Consider the following 20,381-nt stretch of genomic DNA (forward strand, 5'->3'; position numbering starts at 1 on the left):
TTTGAGTCCTATTCGTACCATAGTGCTAACACTTCTGGCTCTGCTTGCTTTTGCAGCTAATTCTGTATTATGTCGTCTTGCATTAAATGCAGAGCAGGTAAACCCCGCAGATTTCACGTCTATTCGTTTGCTGAGTGCCGCATTCATTTTGGCCATCATTATTGTCATCAAAGACAAATCAGCCATTCGGCATATCAACCAACATGGCAGTTACGCTGGCGCTTTGTTTTTGTTTGTTTATGCTGCTGGCTTTTCCTATGCCTATATCTCTCTTAGCACGGCAACTGGCGCGCTCATATTATTTGCGGCTGTGCAATTCACTATGCTTTTTAAGGGATGGCTAGCAGGCAATAAAATGGGCAATCAAGAATATATTGGTTTATTGCTCTCTTTACTGGGATTCATTTATTTTGTCTTTCCGGAGCTAGAAAAGCCTAGCATAGTGGGTTGCTTATTAATGATTTTGGCAGGTATAGCTTGGGGTATGTATAGTTTAAATGGCGCTAAATCAACTAAGCCACTTTACGATACTGCCAGTAATTTTATTCGACTCACTCCCATAGCCATCATAGGGTTGATCGCCACCTATTTTTATTTTGGTTTGCATATCAGTTATAAGGGACTGCTTTACACAACGGCTTCAGGCGCTCTGGCTTCTGGAGTAGGCTATACCCTCTGGTATCAAGTTTTACCTAAACTAAAACCTAGTATTGCCGCAGTATCACAACTATCAGTACCCATTTGGGCTGCATTGGGTGGGGTATTGTTAGTAGAAGAGCCCATTGAGTTACATCTAGCGATATCCGCTGCCATTATACTAGGCGGGATATTATTGGTGATCCTCGCTAAGAATAAGCACTAACCAAACTTTCAGATAAAACCTTGTATCGAGGAATAGTCACCTGATAGTAGAAACCAAAAGAGTAAACAGTAAATTTGTCAAAATACCTTTGTAAGAAAAGTGCTGATAGTTTATCGTTCTAGATTCTTGGAGTTGAAATTTAACCATGATGATTGATTATTTTTAGTTTAATAATTAAATTTCTGGAGGAGGGGCTATCGTGATTAGGCGTACATCAAATGTGATAGTGTTTCTGGTTACGTTAATTGCCAGTATTCTTACGATATATACAGCAAATGTATGGGGCTTTGATATGTTTTCCTTTTTTTCTAAAAACAAAGCGACGGCCACTTTTGTGCATGCTTCTGTGGACGCCAAATTAACAAAGCTGACTAGTTTCCCCCCAAAAAATCAAACAGAAATGCAAACCCCAAAAGCCCTTAAAGTCAAAGTACAGGGTGAGACATCAATAACGCTTAGCAAAAATCATGATTATATCGACACCACTCAATCCGCGTTTGTATGCCAAACTGGCTCTCCTATCGCACTTGTCAATAATCAACAAAGTGCGCGCTTTGATGTGTGGGAACTGGATTCAATAGACTCGCTTAAGCCTCTAAAAAAAGTGGTAACTAATGCGCTTAGCAGTGAATCTAATAGTTGGATAAACTTCAGTGTGGTTGATGTGGCCTGTTTGCCAGAACAACAATTACTTGTGGCAGTTAATTATTACGATCCACGTTCAAAGATTGCTCTTTATTTGTATGACATACCTAAAAAACACTTCAGTATTTTTTCTGAAGCAGAAACCAATGCGCAAAATCTCGAGCAATACTTTACCCAGAAAAACCTAATAAATGGCGAATCAATCATAATTTATTACAGTGACACCAAGCGAAAATCAGCTGAGATCTATCACAATTATTTTAACAATATAGTGTTGTTCTCCGATAACCATCCCCAAGGCATCGAAATTCTCAAGCTGAGTATTGATGATGGCAATGTCGAAGACTGGCAGGTTAAAGATAAAAAACTGCTGTTACACACTGTTGATAATCGCGATCATAAAGATCCTAAGACATATTATTGGTCTTTAGATCTGTCAAAGGTATTAATCAATTAACGCAGCAACCCAAATTTATTACTAGCTCAAACGGAGTTTGAAATGCCAATAGCAGATACCCTTACCCCTAAAGAAGCGGCTCATATTGCAACTAATAGCTACTTCACCTTAAAGGACTGGATCAATAAAGAACCATCGGCTGGAGTCGAATCTAGAGCCAACATTCAAAATCGAGTGATTGGTTCTGGAAACGCAGGTACAGGAGGGCATGCAAATACCTCATTACAATCAACAGCAATGGCGTCTTCGAAGTTAGGTAATGTCCATTCTGCTACAACCGGCTTTGGCACCAGCTCAGGTTTCGGTTATACCTTAACTTACCAAGATGGAGGTAAGAAACACGTTATTATTGCTAGCCGAGGTACTCGCCCTGAAATGAAAGGTGTGCCAGACATTATCACTGATTTGCGTGCAGCTGCCGCCCCCTTTGGTAGTTTTGGAGCTGTGCACAAAGGTTTTAAACGAACATTTGATAGCATACAAACCAGCCTAAAAAAAGATTCCAGACTAATAGCAGACGCTGATGTCGTGCACTGCGTAGGCCACAGTTTAGGTGGTGGGGTCGCGACTTTACTTGCAGCCGATATTGCTACTAGTCGAAAAAATGTAAAGCTGTATACCTTTGGTAGCCCAAGAGTCGGTTGTTTAAATACATATTCGGCAATTGAACAAGCGATTGGCGCTGATAACATTTACCGCGTAAGTCATGATCTGGATCCCATTACCTTAATTGCACCTTATCCCTACATTCACTTGCAACCTAGACCAAGCGACCCAAACAACATGACCATGTTATCCCCTACTGGAAAACTCTTGAGTACCGCTAATCATGATATGCGTGAATACATTAACTCTGTAGGTTTATTAGGCTGGGATCAAGTACGCAGGGCGTCGAATGCAGTAGATCATGATAATGCCCTAATTTCACGTTGGCTATTACATGATACTAACGATGCTGGATGGGTAGCTTATGCATCAGCAAAAACCTTATCAATATTGTTCAAACTGTTTAACCATGTTCTAAAAGGTATCAGCTCTGTATTAATATTAGGGTTGACAGCCGTTGATTTATTGGCTGAGATATTAATGAAAGGACTAAACAGATTAAAATTACTTGGGCAGAAAATCTACATCTTATTAAAACATGCTGCTGTTTGGGCTGGCATTAAGGCTGTTGAAGGTTCTGATTTTACGGCTGGTATTATTAAAAGAATTTTATCAAAGATGTTGTCTGCTCTTCGAGATTTAGCTGTCAATTCACTGGCGTTTATTAGCCGAAATATTACCCCCTTAACCATAGGCTTAGGTACAGCATGGGCATTGTCCGCTGCTTCCACTTTGTAACAATTGAATTTTAAAGCGTAAAACATGATTACTAGACAAGCGTTTCACTACCTCTATGTAAATGCCAATTGCCTCACTGAGTTGGCGCTTCGCGCTTTACCTGCTGATTTGGATTCTTTACTGGATGATCTTGAACCCATAGACAATGCTGAATTAGCTCTTGAGCTTGAAACTAATTTAAAAGACCTAAATTTTGATGCCATGGAAGGTTTGGATTTTTATGACTCTGAAGTTGATAGCACTATTGCAGACCCTGTAGCGCCCCCTCCTAAAGAAGATCTTTCATCTAATAATAAGATACAGACATCTGAGCAGGAAGGTGAATTTGACATTGAAACCTACATGACCAATGTCTACTCACTTGAAGAACAGCTAATTGCGCGTATCGATTCGGCCTATGCTCGTATTGACCATGATGAAATTAAGATGCTGTTGACACTACTGCCTCCAGAGCTCCCAGCAATAGATGGTAAGCTGAGTGGCGAGGCAATGAACTTGTGGTTACAACAATACGCTAATGATGTTGAAGCCATCACAAACTTATTGATTGCAATAAGGCAATTGGACTTTACTTAACAAGTAACAAGCTAACCAACAGAAGCCCTTCCCAATATAGTTATATTAAAATGGGCTTCTGACAAGTTAATCATCTATATCTTGCTGACTCAACCAGTTAACTAATTTTTGCAAATCTTGATTAGCAGCCTGATTTAATTGTTCAACCCAATCATGGACATTTTGCCACCAAGCAGGATGATCACCTTGTTGAATTTCGTTGGCGATCTTTTGTACTCTAGCTAAACCTACAGAGCCTGCAGCACCTTTGATTTTATGAGCTTGCGAGCACACTTCATCCTTTTCGTCAGCACTTAAACTTATCTGCAAAATTTCCAAGTATTCAGGCATCTTTTCCTGAAACACTTTAACACTAGTACGTACCATTTCGTGACCAATAGTATCCACTAACATTTGCAACAATTCTAAGTCGAGAATGTGGTTCAATTGATCCTTTTTAGGTTCTTGTGCAGGTTTATGAGGCACGCTAGGTTGCTCACAAAACAAACTATTAAAGACTTCAATGATGCGACTCTTTTTAACCGGTTTTGCAATAACGTCATCCATACCATTATCAAGGTATTCCTGACGGGTTTTAATCACATTAGCGGTCAAGGCCACAATACTAGTTTGCTCTACCAACGATTCTTCATGTAATACATTTGCAACTTCAAAGCCATTCATATCAGGTAATTGAATATCCAACAGAATCAAATCATATTGTTTATCCCGTGCCATAGTAATGGCCTCATTACCTGTCATAGCCACGTCTACATGCTGTCCAAGTTTTTCCAACAGCGCCTTGGCAACCATCACATTTAACTCAATGTCTTCCACTAACAATATTTGCAAACCTGTGACTTTAAGCGTTTCAACTTGAATCGGCTTTTTACTAATGGCAAGTGGTAGTTCAACTGTAAAACAGGTGCCTTCTCCTTCCACACTGCTGACACTGATTTTACCATCCATCAATGACACCATTTGTTGGCAAATTGCGAGGCCGATACCCGTGCCTGTAGCACTTTGATGTTCGGGTAAGTCAACTTGATAATACATCGCAAATATCTTATCTAGTTCTTGCTGAGGTATGCCTACACCGGTATCACACACCTTAAATGTCACCATAGAAGTTTCCGCATCTATACTTTTTGCTTTCACTTCTAACGACACTACGCCTTTTTGTGTGAACTTGACGGCGTTAAACAATAAATTCCACAAAATTTGTCGTAATCGGGTACCATCTACTTCAACTAAAGCTGGCAATGGCTCTTCCACATGAGCGGCAAAAGTCAGTTCTTTATCATCCGCTAACAATTCAATAATACTGCCGAGTTCTTTAGTGAAATCTTTTATCGATACAGTTTTTAGTGATAATTCAAGCTTGTCTCTGTCTAGGCGATCCAAATCAATAATATCGTTAAATATATTGCCAAGAGTAATGCCACTAGCATAAATAGTACTGACCCAAGCAAACTGCTCGCTTGTAAGGTTGGTATCACGCAACATTCTGCTTAAGCCAACAATACCATTGAGTGGCGTACGCAATTCATGGCTGATGGTGGCAATAAAGGCCGTTTTATCTTTGCTGGCTTTAGTGACAACGTTTTCTGCCTGCTTACGCTCAGTAATATCACGGCCAAATGCAAGTATGCCTAAGCGAGTACCGTCTGCGCTAAAAAATGGCACCTTGCGCATTTCAAAGTAACGACGACGACCGTCAGCAAAACGTAACCATAACTCTTCAGTAATACTGACGTCGTTTTCGAGTATATCTTGATCACTGGCCACTACCTGACGTGCAAGCTCTTCGTCGTATACCTGATGAGGTGTTAAACCAATCAATTCTTGCTCGGTTTTACCTGTCATTTGTTCTGCAACACGGTTACAGCCGGCAAACTGCCCCTCTTGATTACGATAATAAATTAGGTCTGGAGAAGCATCGATAATAGATCTCAGCAAAGTCGATAACTGTGACGCTTGTTTTTCTTTTTCAGACTTATCTTTTATTTCACGCTCTAGATCAGTGAATACACTTTCTCGCTCCAACTGTGCATTTTTGCGCTGTTCAATTTCATGATTAAGCTGCTTAATATTATTCTGCAAAGTGCGGTTCAGTAACTCATCTTCCTCTCGCAGTTTTTCTAATTGAGTAACGGCGTCCTCAAGGCTCTCTCTTGAGCGCTCCAATTGTTTGACTAACTCACTAAAAAGCCACAACACCCAAGGCGCACTGAGTAAGGTCAAAATAGATGCACTGATAAAATCTTCAATATGAGCATGATCACTGACGATGAGCCTCATAAAGTAGGTGCCAGTGAAGGTAAAGATCAAAGTCAAAATTACGAATAAAATACTGGATTTTACCGCCCCAAAACGATTTATTAGTTGTGCAATACGGATTGCCCATGGCTCAACTGAGGTCTTTAAGGTCATAATATAGGGGTCTCAAACATCTGTGGTTTTAACCAATTCGCGACATGCTAGCAAGAATATTCCTAGGATCAAAACTTAGCCAAGCATTAATGTGTATAAATCAAATCTAAAAAAACTATTTATGCACTTTTATTAGATAATAATTCAACTCTCTCCAAGCCAGCAAATGAAATAAACTGCTTTTTTTAACCTTTTTATAACAAACAGCTCTGCTTTTTAGCTTTTTTTTATAGCTTATAACCAAGCTGCAATAAGAAACTATACCTTTGAAATAAAAGAGTTTTTAATGACAAACAGATGACATTTAACGAAAAATAAAAAATAGCCTATATAAGAGAATTGATTTATAAAATAATCCTCGGTATTTTGTACAACCTGCTTAGTATAAATATTCGATACTCGACTGGTATCCCCGATAATAATTACGACCGGAAAATAAGCATCAGGGCATGACGCCACCTCACATTCATACACGTATCTTAGTTGTATGATTAGTACTAACAACATACAACACCCTGCCCAGTCGAAGGTTGAAGGAGTTTGCATTAATGAGTTTATATCATCCTAATGATTCAAAGGATAACTGTGGTTTTGGTCTAATCGCTCACACTAAAGGCGAGCCAAGTCACAAATTGGTCAGCACCGCAATTGAGGGGCTTGACCGTATGCAACATCGTGGTGGTATCGCCGCAGATGGAAAAACAGGCGATGGCTGCGGGCTACTTTTACAAAAACCGGATGCCTTTTTTCGTGGCATTGCTGAACAGCAAAGCTGGAAACTAAGTAAAATGTACGCCGTAGGTGTGATTTTCCTTAATCAAGACCAAGCTTTAGCTGATGCTGCAAAACAAGTTATCACCGAAGAACTAGAAAAAGAAACCCTTGGGGTAGTGGGCTGGAGAGTTGTGCCCACCGACAATTCTATTTTAGGCGACTTAGCGGCATCCTGTGTTCCACAAATCGAACAAGTCTTTGTCAACGGACCATCTGGCTGGCGCTCACAAGACTTAGAACGTCGGTTATTTATGGCACGTAGACGTGCTGAAAAACGTTTGGCTGACGATGAAGAATTCTACATTGCAAGTTTATCCAGTTTAGTCACAGTTTATAAAGGCCTAGTTATGGCCGGAGATTTACCTAAATTTTATCTAGACTTGGCCGACGAAAACATGAAATCGGCTATTTGTGTATTCCACCAACGCTTTTCGACCAATACCTTGCCTCGTTGGCCATTGGCACAGCCATTTAGGTTTTTGGCACACAACGGTGAAATCAATACTATTCGAGGAAACCGCGATTGGGCTCAGGCTCGAACCGGCAAATTTAAAACACCGTTATTACCCGATTTAGCGGATGCAGCACCTTTTGTAAATGAAGTAGGTTCTGATTCTTCATCATTAGACAACATGCTTGAATTATTCTTAGCCGGCGGCATGGATTTATTCCGCGCCATGCGTTTATTAGTGCCACCCGCCTATCAAAATAACAAAACCATGGATGAAGATTTAAAAGCCTTCTACGAATTCAACTCCATGCATATGGAGCCTTGGGATGGCCCAGCCGGTATTGTATTGACCAATGGACGTCACGCAGCATGTAACCTAGATCGCAACGGCCTTCGTCCAGCACGTTATGTCATAACCAAAGATGGTTTAATAACCTTAGCTTCGGAAGTAGGTATTTGGGATTACAAGCAAGAAAATGTGCTTGAAAAAGGGCGTGTTGCACCAGGTGAAATGTTAGCGATAGATACCCAAACAGGTAAATTATGGCGTTCAAATGAAATAGATGACGATTTAAAAGGCCGTCATCCTTACAAAGAATGGCTAGATAAAAGTATCCGTCGCTTAACACCTATTGAAGATTGTGATGCACCTGAAATTGGCAAACGTATGTTTGACGATGACATGATGAATACTTACTTCAAGCAATTTAATTATAGCTACGAAGAAATAGAGCAAGTGGTTAAAGTGTTGGCTAAAGACGGTCAAGAAGCCACGGGCTCAATGGGTGACGATACACCTATGGCTGTTCTTTCTGGAAAAAATAGAACTATCTATGATTATTTCCGTCAACAGTTTGCTCAGGTAACCAATCCTCCTATAGATCCTTTGCGTGAAAATCACGTGATGTCATTAGCTACCTGTATTGGCCGTGAAAAATCGGTGTTCACAGAAACATCAGGTTACGCCGACCGAGTATTGTTCGATTCACCTATAATGGTATACACGGATCTTAAACAATTACGTAATTACGATCCCGATCATTATTATGCTGAGTTTGTTGACCTCAACTACCCACCAGATGAAGGACTTAAAACCGCCATCAATCGCATATGTAATGAAGTTGAACACTTGGTTTCTCATAAACGTGCCGCTTTTGTTATCTTGTCTGATCGCGCTATCAAAGCATCTCGTATCCCGATTCCAGCAGCGATGGCTGTAGGTGCGGTACAAAGACGATTAGTAGAAAAAGGCTTACGTTGTGATGCCAATATAGTGGTTGAAACAGCTTCAGTTAGGGACCCCCATCAATTTGCTGTGTTACTTGGCTTAGGCGCGACCGCGATTTACCCTTTCCTTGCTTATGAAATTATTGAGCAAATGTGCGAATCCGGTAATTTAGACATGACACCAATGCAAGCTGTTATTAATTACCGTAAAGGTATTAATAAAGGCTTGTACAAAATCATGTCAAAAATGGGCATTTCAACCATTGCCAGTTACCGCAGTTCAAAATTATTTGAAGCCATAGGTATCAACAATTCAGTGATGGATATCTGTTTTAAAGGTGTACCCAGTCGTATTCAAGGTGCCGATTTTGAAGATTTCCAACAAGACCAAATAAACTTAAACCGCGTTGCTTGGTTAAAACGTAAAAACCTAGATCATGGCGGGTTATTAAAATACGTCCATGGTGGTGAATACCATTCTTACAATCCTGACGTTGTAACGACACTTCAAAAGGCGGTAGTAAGTGGTAATTACCAAGATTATCAAAAGTTTAGTGAATTAGTAAACGAACGACCTATAGCCTGTCTACGGGATTTGTTAGCCTTGGCACCTGATGCCGAAGCCATTTCTATCGACGAAGTGGAACCTGCAGAAAACCTGTTTCCACGATTTGATACGGCAGCAATGTCAATAGGTGCACTAAGCCCAGAAGCACATGAAGCCTTAGCGATTGCCATGAACCGTTTAGGTGGAAACTCTAATTCGGGTGAAGGTGGCGAAGATCCTAAACGTTTTGGTAACGAGCGAAACTCAAATATCAAACAAATCGCTTCTGGCCGTTTTGGTGTGACACCACACTATTTAGTCAATGCAAAAATTTTACAAATAAAAGTCGCCCAAGGTGCGAAGCCAGGTGAAGGTGGACAACTGCCAGGGGACAAAGTGAATCAGTATATTGCTGAATTACGTCATTCGGTGCCAGGCGTTACCTTAATATCGCCACCACCTCATCATGATATCTATTCGATAGAAGATTTGGCTCAGTTGATATTTGACTTAAAACAGGTTAATCCAACCGCCCTTATTTCTGTAAAACTAGTTTCAGAACCAGGTGTAGGCACCATTGCTTGTGGTGTTGCAAAGGCGTACGCCGACTTAATCACCATTTCTGGCTATGATGGTGGCACAGGTGCTAGCCCTCTGACGTCAGTTAAATACGCTGGTAGTCCTTGGGAATTAGGCCTTGCAGAAACGCAACAAGCCCTAGTGAGCAATGGGTTACGTCATAAAGTACGAGTACAAACCGACGGCGGCTTAAAAACAGGCTTAGACGTTATCAAAGGCGCAATTTTGGGCGCTGAAAGCTTTGGTTTTGGTACTGGACCTATGGTGGCCTTAGGTTGTAAATATTTACGTATTTGTCACCTAAATAACTGTGCAACAGGTATCGCAACTCAAGATGAAAACCTGCGTGATAACTATTTCATTGGTTTACCCGAGATGGTGATGAACTACTTTAAGTTTATTGCTCAGGAAGTCCGTGAAATTATGGCCTCTATGGGTGTACGTAAATTAGATGATCTGATTGGTCGCACTGATTTACTTGATGTCTTAAATGGAATTACCTCGAAACAAAACAAATTAGACCTTAGCCCTATCTTGGCTAAGCCTGAAGCAGGTGATCACACTAAACTATTTTGTAGTGAAGGTGCCAATGCGCCAGCTGATAAAGGGGATTTAAATCAGCTGTTATTGGCAGACCTAACAGCAGCAGTGAAAAACAAAAGTGGTGGCACGTACAATTATCCAATTCGCAATACTGACCGTTCTGTAGGTGCAATTATTTCTGGATTAATTGCCCAACATCACGGCAATAAAGGCATGGACGAATACCCCATTAAACTTAACTTTACTGGTACCGCAGGGCAAAGCTTTGGGGTTTGGAATGCTGGCGGATTAGAAATGACCTTAGCCGGTGACGCCAACGATTATGTAGGTAAAGGTATGGCTGACGGTAAGTTAGTGATTCATCCGCCTCGTGGTGTCAGTTTCAAATCAAATGAAAGTGTCATTGCCGGTAACACCTGCTTATATGGTGCCACAGGTGGTAAATTATTTGCTGCAGGGCTTGCTGGTGAGCGTTTCGCTGTACGTAACTCTGGTGCTATAGCTGTGGTTGAAGGTATTGGTGACAACGGTTGTGAATATATGACTGGTGGTATTGTTGCTGTACTTGGACGCACTGGTGTTAACTTTGGCGCAGGTATGACAGGTGGTTTTGCTTATATTCTAGATGAACAAGATGATATCGAGCAGCGCGTTAATGGTGAGCTGGTCGAACTCATGACTATAGAAGATAAAGTGATTTTGATGGAACACTTACGTGGTCTAATCAACCAGCATTATGAAGAAACAGGCAGTGAGCACGCACACAATATCCTAAGCAACTTTGCTGAGTATTTGCCGAAGTTCAGACTGGTTAAACCAAAAACCAGTGACGTTAAAAATTTACTTGGGCATATTAGTCGGTCAACAGCCGAACTACGTGTTCAAGTGCAATAAGAGGGTATCTCATGTCTAAAAATGTATACCAATTTGTTGATGTAGAGCGAATCGATCCGCCTAAAAAGCCCTCCATCATCAGACGTGAAGAATTCGCTGAAATCTATCAGCCAATGAGTGATACCCAAGTAGCAGGTCAGGCTGACCGTTGTCTTGATTGTGGTAACCCATATTGTGAGTGGAAATGTCCGGTACATAACTTCATTCCACAATGGCTAAGTTTGGCTAATGAAGGACGTATCTTTGAGGCGGCTGAATTATCCAGCAAAACCAATACACTACCTGAAGTGTGTGGCCGTGTTTGCCCACAAGACAGACTATGTGAAGGAGCCTGTACCTTAAACGATGATTTTGGTGCTGTAACCATAGGCAGCATTGAAAAATACATCACCGACACCGCCTTTAAACAAGGTTGGCGTCCGGATATGTCCAAGGTTATTAAAACTAAAAAGAAAGTTGCCATTATTGGGGCTGGCCCAGCCGGTTTAGGTTGCGCAGATATTTTGGTACGCAATGGTGTAAAACCAGTAGTGTTTGATAAATACGAAAAAATTGGTGGTTTGTTAACCTTTGGTATCCCGTCTTTCAAATTAGAGAAAGAAGTCATGGATTTACGCCATGAAATCTTTACGGATATGGGTATTGAGTTTGTGCTGAATACTGAAATTGGCAAGGACGTTGCTTTCCAAGACTTATTAGATGGTTACGACGCAGTTTTCCTTGGAATGGGTACTTACAAACCCATGCAAGGCGGTTTTGAAAACGAACAAGCGCCAGGTGTTTACGAAGCCTTGCCTTACTTAATTGCCAATGTTAATCGTCAATTAGGACTAGAAAAATCACCTACTGACTTTGTGGATATGAAAGGGAAAAAAGTGGTTGTGCTAGGTGGTGGTGATACCACTATGGATTGTGTACGTACTGCAATCCGCCAAGGCGCAACTGATGTGACTTGTGCCTATCGTCGTGATGAAGCCAGTATGCCGGGATCTCGCCGTGAAGTTGTTAACGCCCGTGAAGAGGGTGTGAACTTTAAATTTAATCTTATGCCACTTGATGTAGCAGTAGATGAAAATGGCAAAGCCATTGGTGTAAAAATGGTTAAAACCGAGATGGGAGAACCTGATGCTGAAGGCCGCCGTCGCCCTGTTGTTGTTGAAGGCTCTGAACATGTGCTTGAAGCCGACGCGGTAATCATAGCCTTTGGTTTTCAGCCTAGTCCTGCTAGTTGGTTCGGTGACTTTGGTATTATTTTGGACGAAAAAGGTCGAGTGCGCGCACCTAAACATGGCAAATACGCATTCCAAACCTCTAATCCTAAAATATTCTCTGGCGGAGATATGGTAAGAGGCTCTGATTTGGTCGTGACGGCCATAGACGAAGGCCGTAATGCTGCTGAAGGTATAATGGATTATCTTGGCGTGTAAGCTGCTAGTTATGTAAGCGTAAGCAGTTAAAGACATAAGTTAAACTGAAAAAAGGGGCTCATGCCCCTTTTTTGATCTTTAGCCGAATAAAGAAAAGAATTATCACCACTGAGAACACAGAGCGTCGGGCGTCGAGCGCTTCGCTACACAGAGAAAAGATACACAATTAAAAAAACTCATTATCATTATGCTTTTCCTCTGTGACCTCTGTGGTGAAATTTTTTTATTTAGTAACAGTAATATCCACCCACACTAACCGATGATCTGATGAGCTTTTACGGTCTTTGATTAGACGAAACAAAGGGTCATTGGGTTTGGGCCAAAAAACACCACTGGCTTTGACTTCAAGTGAAGTAGAGGGTAAGACATAATCTGCACGCATTGCCCATTCAGCAGTATGTTGTGCTGAATGTTGATTATCGGGTGTATGCAACTTTCCTGCAGCACTTTTAGGCACAAAGGTATGGTTTACTAAGGGATTTTCCAGCAAGCCTTTGATACTACTATTCATGCCGTCACCTTCATCAGGAGAAGCATTTAAATCCCCTGCTATAACAAAGTGTTCACCATTAAAGCCACCCGATTTTCCATTGTCATCATAAATATATGCTGAGTGTGCGCTGCCTGATAGGTAATCATTCCAAAAGCGTATTTCATCATGATTACGTTTACCATTGCGGTTTTCAGGTCCATCAAACACGGGAGGGGTGGGATGACTGGCTAACAAGTGGATAGTCTCGTTAGCCATTTTAATAGGGATATCCCAATGAGACTTAGAAGACAATCGTAATATTTGCTGGGCTTCGTGGCTATAATAAGACTCTCCAGTTTCACCCTTAATAGTAGTCAATAAATTGTTTGGCATGTCTTTCCAAAGAAAACGTTGGAAGGTACGTATCTTCTCTAGCTGAATAGGAAATTGACTTAGCACTAACATGCCATAGTGGCCAGGATAGAAACCAAAACCAAAGGCATCGCCTTTAGTACCAGAAGCGATGCCATCTTTATCTAAGTCCAAACCAGAATCAACGCCGGTATTAACAGCAGCACTATAGGAATAGGGGTAATCAATAAGCTTATTATTGTGCTGTGAAACCTTCAGGTAGTGTTTTAAGAAATTCTGTACGTCTGATGCTGACTGGCTTGAATAGTCAAACTCATTTAAAAGAATAACATCAGGCCTAATTCGCTGAATAATTTCTGCAATATTCTTAATTTGTTGATGTTCACCACGCCGCAAGTTTTTCTGCAGCTCATCACCCTTGGGTACCTGACCATGCTCAACATAATTTGTGCCATCCATACTGACATTAAAGGTAGCAATGCGAATCTCTTGGCTATTGGAATACATGCTGACCACCATTAAGAAGACAATCAATATTTTATACATAGTTTAACCATTTTTGACATTACAAATAAAAAAGCCGGTCATATAGACCGGCTTATAAGTTTCTAAAGTTTAAACTAAATAATCGTTAGAAATTGTAGTTGAAACCAATACGCATTTGCCACAATGACGCATCACCTTGGCGAGATTCCGGTGTAGTATCATCGAAATCAACTGTGTTAAATGAAACACGCTCAGCGATGCCCCAATCATCATTTAGTAGATTGGTAAAGTTATCAATTACGAAGAACACATTTGAGTTATGTTCTTTCATGAAACCAGGTAATTGCTGACTTACACGTACATCAATTTTGTTCCACCATGAACCATCTTCACCGTTACGTTCGTTACCTATCGGCAATACGTTGTTGCTGTCTAAGTAAGGGGTGAAATTATAAATACCGTTCACGTCACCTCTAGCTATAGTGCGGCTATATGGCTTTCCAGATTGAATTAGTCCAAAGGCAGAGAAAGTCGTGTCGTAGCCATCTAAGAATTCGATATCGTAACTTAGAGAAGCAGTAAATCTGTGTTCAATGTTATAATCCGACAAGCTAGAAACTTGCTCTTGCGGGTCTGTAAATGCACGGTACTGATAGTTTGAGAACGCCACTGAACTGGTCATAGGCTGTACATCTTCAGCGTGGTTATAGGCATAACCAGTCGTTAAGTTAATGCCATTATCCCAAGACTTCATTAAACCAAATGACACTGTATAAGATGTACTATCTTCAGAACTATTGGTTAACACAAATGAATCCATACGAACACTGTCATATATTGGATAGCCTTCGTCATTTGTACCTACTTGTTCTAAATCACCACGCAAAACGATAGCTTGGTCTTGCGTTATTGAAACTAATAAGTCGGCTTGCAATACATATTCATCATCTGTGACGTGTGTTGCACCAAGTGACAATTTAGTTTCAGTAGGAATTTTGAAGTTTGGATCAAAATAGTTGATCTCATTATTAGCACCACTTCCTGCTGCAACAGCATCATATAACTCGGATGGAACACCATAACCAGGCCCTGATGGCAGACCGTCTTCTACACCTTTATACACTACATCATCATCAAACAAAGAACGTGAACCATCTGTATAACCATAGTCTCTACCACGAGCACCAAACTGAAGTACATTATTGTTAGAGAAGTTATTAGAGAACCAAACGTTAGGGTTACCACCACTGAAGATACCAATACCACCACGTAAGTCAGTGTTATCGTCAACTGTATAGTTGAATCCAATTCGAGGTTGCAGTAAACCTTCACCATCTAGGTTGGCATTGTTAGCAAAACCATATGACGCGGTAAAATCTGGGTTTTCTACAGGTGCTGAATCAGTTGTATACCAATCGTAACGTAAACCAACTATTAGCTTAAGATCGTCAGTAGGATAGAACTCATCCTGAGCATACAAAGAATTAATCGCGTAATCCCAAACTGCTGCTGCATCATTTGGATCGCCAGACGGTGCATTGTTGTAATAAATTGCACCAGGTGTTCCAGCTTCAAATGCGCTGATTCCACCATAAAAACGCATTTCTGTTTCAGTGTGCTGTAAGAATACATTAAATACATCTAACTCTTCACGCTCATAACCAAAGGTAATAGTATGATCATTGTCAGTTAAGTATTTGCCCCGAAAAATAAGCCCAGCAACGTCGTAATTTAAATCATTAGCTTGACGACTATCATCACCACCTAAATACACAGTTACTTCTTCGCCAGAAACAGGTTCTGTTACATAAATCTGCATTTCACCAAAGTTACTACCACCAACTGTGCCACTTGCATTTTCTATAGAAATTTGGCGGTTATCGACATCTAAATAAGACAATCGTAATTCAGTTGAAAAATTATCAGACCAATCAGAGTATAAAGAGAATTGATGAGAAGTGAGTTCTGTTCCGACTTCGTAAAGGTGATTAAGTAGTTCAAATTCATTCGAATCACCATCTGAGGTGTTCATGAAATAACCATCGTTATAGTTGTAGGTATAACTCAAACGGTGAGAGTCATTGATGTTCCAATCTAGTTTTACTAATATTTTTTCATCTTCTTCAGGCAAACTTGTTGGAATTGCACCTGGATCGTATTGATATAGTTCTTTAGATATGCGAATAATTTCATCTAAATCTTCTTGACGAAGATTGACTTCATTTATTGCTCCAGAACCAAGTGTGCCACGAGTAAATATGCTATTACCTTCATATTTTTCATAGGAAGCAAAAGCGAATAATTTATCTTGGATAAGAGGTAAGCCAACATTGAACCCATAGCGCTTATCACTGTTGCTAGGTGAATTAATTTTATCACCTTCAAGAGTGTCACCTTGCAAAGAATCACTTCCGTAATCAAAGAAAACGCCGCCTTTAACAGTGTTGGTACCAGATTTAGTTACAGCGTTGATATTACAGCCAGTGAAACCGGTATAAACCACGTCAAATGGTGCTATTTCTACTGAAACTTGATCGATTGCATCATATGAAAACGGCATTCTAACTGTAGGGTAACCACTAGAGCCTAAACCAAATGAATCGTTCATTTTCACACCATCAACAGTAAGACTGTTGAAACGATTACTTTTACCAACACATTGAACAGGGTTAGCATCACCACGAGTTTCATCAACATATACACGTGGATCCATACGAATCACGTCTGTAATATTACGGTTGATTGAGGGGGCTTTTTGTAAATCTTCTAAATCAAAAGTCGCTGATGGGCTTGTCATTCCTAGAGCGCCAGAAGATAGCTGGCTAGCTGTAACGCTTATAACCTCAATATCTGAAGCTGCATCCAATTGAAGACCAACTTGGAATGTTTCACCTAGACTTAAAAAAACATCGTCTACTGTTGTATCCTGAAATTCATCAGAGTCGACAATAACTTTATATGGCCCACCGACTCGCAAACCAGACAACGTAAACCGACCGTTATTGCTGACTACAGAAGTTTTGGAAGTACCTGATGGAACGTGAATCACAGTAATTTTAGTCCCAGCCGCTGGAGCACCAGCAGGTGAAGTAATATTACCTTCAATTGAAGATGACGTTTCTTGAGCCATCGCTGCACCTGACATACCAACTGCTAATGTCACTGCCATCGCGATGCGATTAAGTTTTGATTTTTTAAACATTATGTGTTTCCTAAGTTTTATGTGTTCTGAACTATGAGTCCGAACTGTTGTCTGTACAGAATGCCATGAGTCAATGTCTATGGCTTGGTCGATCGATTTGAATCGATTTCTCATTCCGTTAAATCAAGTTTAACAGATTGATTATGACACTTTTATTACACTCGTAACAGTATTGGTGTTATTTTATAAAACTGTCACATTTCTCCGTCAAACTGCACAAGTTCGCAACATCTTTTAACATAAAGCTTACAAACCTGACCAACGGGTCAAGTACAAAAATGTACATTGTGAACTGACTTTTATCAAGTTCGCTGGTATCTTTCGTACCAATTTATTTCTTTATGAAACGGTTTGATATGTCTACACCTTTAGTTATTGCCATTTCAGGCGCGTCTGGTTCTGGTAAGTCTTTGTTTACTGAGAATTTATTGAAAGAGTTCTCTGATGAGGGCAAACCTGTACAAATTCTTAGGGAAGATCATTATTACCGCTCTCAAGATCATTTACCTATGTCTGAACGTGAAAAAAATAATTACGATCACCCAAAAGCGTTTGAGCACGAGTTATTAGTTGAACATATAGAAGCATTAAAAAATTGGAAAGCCATCGAGTATCCTCATTATTGTTATAAGACGCATACCCGCCTCGAACAAACGGAACATTTGATTTCAGCACCGGTTATTATCATCGAAGGCATTATGTTGTTAGCAAATGAGGCCTTGCAGCCGTTATTCGATATTAAAATTTTTGTCGATACACCCTTGGATATTTGCTTGTTGCGCAGAATGAAAAGAGATATTGCTGAAAGGGGGCGTACGCTCGAGTCTGTAGCCAATCAATATGAATCAACAGTGAAACCTATGTACCACCAGTTCATCTCTCCGAGCCGCTTTACCGCTGATGTGATTGTCACTCAGGGCGGAAAAAATCGGATTGCCTTAGATGTCATTAAATCTCATATTCAACAAAGCTTGCTGTAACTAACTGTTGCATGCTGCTCAAATAATAATAAAAAGGAACAAATATGGTTAGTCTAATTGGCGTTGCATTGATGCTGCTCATTGCCTTTATATTTTCAGCCCATAAAAAAGCAATTAATTGGCGCACTGTTGGGGGGGCATTTGCGATTCAAGCGTCAGTAGGCGCGTTAGTGTTGTACTTTCCACCGGGTATTCAGTTTTTACTGGCCTTAACAGGCTATGTCGAAAATATTATTAGTTACAGTCAAGATGGCATTAATTTTATCTTTGGCCCCTTAGGTAATAAATCGATGGGGTTTATCTTCGCCTTTAATGTGCTACCAGTAATAGTATTTTTCTCTTCGTTGATTACCGTCTTGTATCACTTAAAAATTATGAATGTCATTATTCGCGTTATAGGTGGTTTTTTACAGTTTTTTCTAAAAACTAGTCGTCCAGAATCAATGTCTGCAGCAGCTAATATTTTTGTTGGTCAAACTGAAGCGCCATTAGTCATTAGACCTTATATCCCCAACTTAACCCGTTCTGAACTGTTTGCAGTCATGGTGGGTGGTTTAGCCTCCATTGCGGGTTCAGTTATGGCTGGGTATGCCGGCATGGGGGTCGAAATAAAGTATCTGCTAGCCGCAAGTTTTATGGCAGCGCCTGGCGGTTTATTAATGGCAAAAATCATTATTCCAGAAACAGAAAAAGTCAAAGACGAATTAACCAAAGAAGAAGAACAAGATAATCAATACGCCAATGTGTTTGACGCGGCGGCTAGTGGAGCAGCGAGTGGTTTGCATTTAGCCCTAAACGTTGGCGCAATGTTATTGGCTTTTATTGGTTTAATCGCTTTGTTAAATGGACTAATAGGCTGGGGCGGCGGGTTATTTGGAGCTGAAGATTTAAGCTTCCAAGTGATCTTAGGTTATCTATTTCAACCTATTGCATGGACGTTAGGGGTGCCATGGGATGAAGCGAATATAGCAGGGAGTTTTATTGGTCAAAAAATGGTGGTGAATGAGTTTGTGGCTTATCTAGACTTCCTCAAGTATCAAGCCGAACTTTCTCCCATTACCCAAGCCATCGTTATTTTTTCTTTGTGTGGATTTGCAAACTTTTCATCCATTGCCATATTAATGGGTGGCATAGGTGCTATGGCGCCAACTAGACGTAAAGAAATTGCCCAACTGGGTTTAAAAACGGTACTTGCAGCCACTCTGGCTAATTTAATGAGTGCCGCATTGGCAGGGTTTTACCTTAGCCTTTAAACAGATATTTATTTAGAGAGAAAAATTATGGAATTAGTTGCAGTAGATTATAAAGCGCCCAATGCAGATAAACTTTTTGTAGAGTCTTTGCATAAAACTGGCTTTGGCGTATTGAAAAATCATCCTATTAGCCAAGACAGAGTCAGTAGTATTTATAAACGCTGGGAAGCTTTCTTTAATAGCGAAGAAAAAAATCACTATACATTTAATAAAGATACACATGATGGATTTTTTTCAACTGAGATATCTGAAACGGCAAAGGGTTTCAAGAAGAAAGATATTAAAGAATACTTTCACTTCTATCCTTGGGGCCGTTGCCCTGAAGCATTAAAACAAGAAGTAGCCGATTATTATAGAGACACCAATACATTAGCGTCTGAGTTACTTGCTTGGGTTGAAAAGTACTCACCACCAGAAGTGTCAGCTAAATATACTCAATCTCTGTCGAGTATGGTCACTGATAGTGAACAAACCCTATTACGTATTCTGCATTACCCACCATTAGATGGCTCAGAAGAACCAGATGCAATACGTGCCGCGGCTCACGAAGACATCAACTTACTCACCATTCTCCCTTCCGCTAATGAGCCTGGATTGCAGGTAAAAGGTACAGGTGACTCATGGATTGATGTGCCTTGTGATTTCGGAAACCTAATTGTGAATATAGGCGATATGTTACAAGAGGCGTCAGGTAGCTACTTCCCATCAACAACTCACAGAGTGGTAAACCCCAAAGGGAGTGACCAAACCAAGGCGCGCGTCTCTTTACCGCTATTTTTGCACCCCAATCCTGAGGTGGTGTTGTCTGATAGATACACAGCCAAAAGTTATTTGAAAGAGCGCCTTGAAGAGTTAGGCGTCGCCTAAATTAACCCAAA

12 protein-coding genes are annotated in these 20,381 nt (G+C 40.5%); 9 read left to right on the plus strand and 3 right to left on the minus strand.

Going from position 1 to position 20,381, the window contains the following annotated elements:
• Nucleotide 1 precedes the first annotated feature (1 nt).
• From AAC000_RS14225 to AAC000_RS14240, 4 genes are all read left to right on the plus strand, one after another.
• Entirely contained in the window at nt 2-862 is an 861-nt protein-coding gene (locus tag AAC000_RS14225; RefSeq protein ID WP_339723455.1) for a DMT family transporter, read from the plus strand.
• A gap of 199 nt (nt 863-1,061) precedes the next feature.
• A complete protein-coding gene (locus tag AAC000_RS14230) occupies nt 1,062-1,964 on the plus strand; it encodes a hypothetical protein (RefSeq protein ID WP_339723456.1) in 903 nt (300 codons plus the stop codon).
• Nucleotides 1,965-2,006: 42 nt separating this feature from the next.
• Nucleotides 2,007-3,308, plus strand: a complete 1,302-nt coding sequence (locus AAC000_RS14235; protein WP_339723457.1) for a lipase family protein — start codon at nt 2,007-2,009, stop codon at nt 3,306-3,308.
• A gap of 24 nt (nt 3,309-3,332) precedes the next feature.
• Nucleotides 3,333-3,884: a hypothetical protein gene (locus AAC000_RS14240; protein WP_339723458.1), complete on the plus strand. Its 552-nt coding sequence runs from the start codon at nt 3,333-3,335 to the stop codon at nt 3,882-3,884.
• 66 nt (nt 3,885-3,950) lie between these two features.
• Here the strand turns inward: AAC000_RS14240 and arcB are convergent, their stop codons facing one another.
• A complete protein-coding gene (gene arcB / locus AAC000_RS14245) occupies nt 3,951-6,296 on the minus strand; it encodes an aerobic respiration two-component sensor histidine kinase ArcB (protein ID WP_339723459.1) in 2,346 nt (781 codons plus the stop codon).
• Nucleotides 6,297-6,844: 548 nt separating this feature from the next.
• Here arcB and gltB point away from each other — a divergent pair.
• On the plus strand, nt 6,845-11,311 hold the full coding sequence (gene gltB / locus AAC000_RS14250; RefSeq protein WP_339723460.1) for a glutamate synthase large subunit: 4,467 nt from the start codon (nt 6,845-6,847) through the stop codon (nt 11,309-11,311).
• Nucleotides 11,312-11,322: 11 nt separating this feature from the next.
• A complete protein-coding gene (locus AAC000_RS14255; RefSeq protein ID WP_339723461.1) occupies nt 11,323-12,738 on the plus strand; it encodes an FAD-dependent oxidoreductase in 1,416 nt (471 codons plus the stop codon).
• Nucleotides 12,739-12,961: 223 nt separating this feature from the next.
• Here AAC000_RS14255 and AAC000_RS14260 read toward each other — a convergent pair whose 3' ends face one another.
• The gene (locus AAC000_RS14260) at nt 12,962-14,128 is read right to left on the minus strand and encodes an endonuclease/exonuclease/phosphatase family protein (RefSeq protein ID WP_339723462.1); all 1,167 of its coding nucleotides are present in this window, start codon (nt 14,126-14,128) and stop codon (nt 12,962-12,964) included.
• Between the two features lie 85 nt (nt 14,129-14,213).
• Complete coding sequence (locus AAC000_RS14265) at nt 14,214-17,270, minus strand: TonB-dependent receptor (protein WP_339723463.1); 3,057 nt, start codon at nt 17,268-17,270, stop codon at nt 14,214-14,216.
• Nucleotides 17,271-17,626: 356 nt separating this feature from the next.
• On the opposite strand from AAC000_RS14265, the gene udk reads away from it, so the two are divergent.
• From udk to AAC000_RS14280, 3 genes are read left to right on the plus strand one after another with little or no spacing between them, the layout of a single operon-like run.
• Nucleotides 17,627-18,250 carry a uridine kinase gene (gene udk / locus AAC000_RS14270; RefSeq protein WP_339723464.1) on the plus strand — a complete coding sequence of 208 codons (624 nt, stop codon included), beginning with the start codon at nt 17,627-17,629 and terminating at the stop codon, nt 18,248-18,250.
• Nucleotides 18,251-18,294: 44 nt separating this feature from the next.
• The gene (locus AAC000_RS14275) at nt 18,295-19,503 is read left to right on the plus strand and encodes a NupC/NupG family nucleoside CNT transporter (RefSeq protein ID WP_339723465.1); all 1,209 of its coding nucleotides are present in this window, start codon (nt 18,295-18,297) and stop codon (nt 19,501-19,503) included.
• A 27-nt stretch (nt 19,504-19,530) separates the two neighbouring features.
• Complete coding sequence (locus AAC000_RS14280) at nt 19,531-20,370, plus strand: 2OG-Fe(II) oxygenase family protein (protein ID WP_339723466.1); 840 nt, start codon at nt 19,531-19,533, stop codon at nt 20,368-20,370.
• Nucleotides 20,371-20,381: the final 11 nt, after the last annotated feature.

It is taken from the genome of uncultured Paraglaciecola sp., assembly GCF_963977085.1.
Lineage (GTDB): Bacteria > Pseudomonadota > Gammaproteobacteria > Enterobacterales > Alteromonadaceae > Paraglaciecola.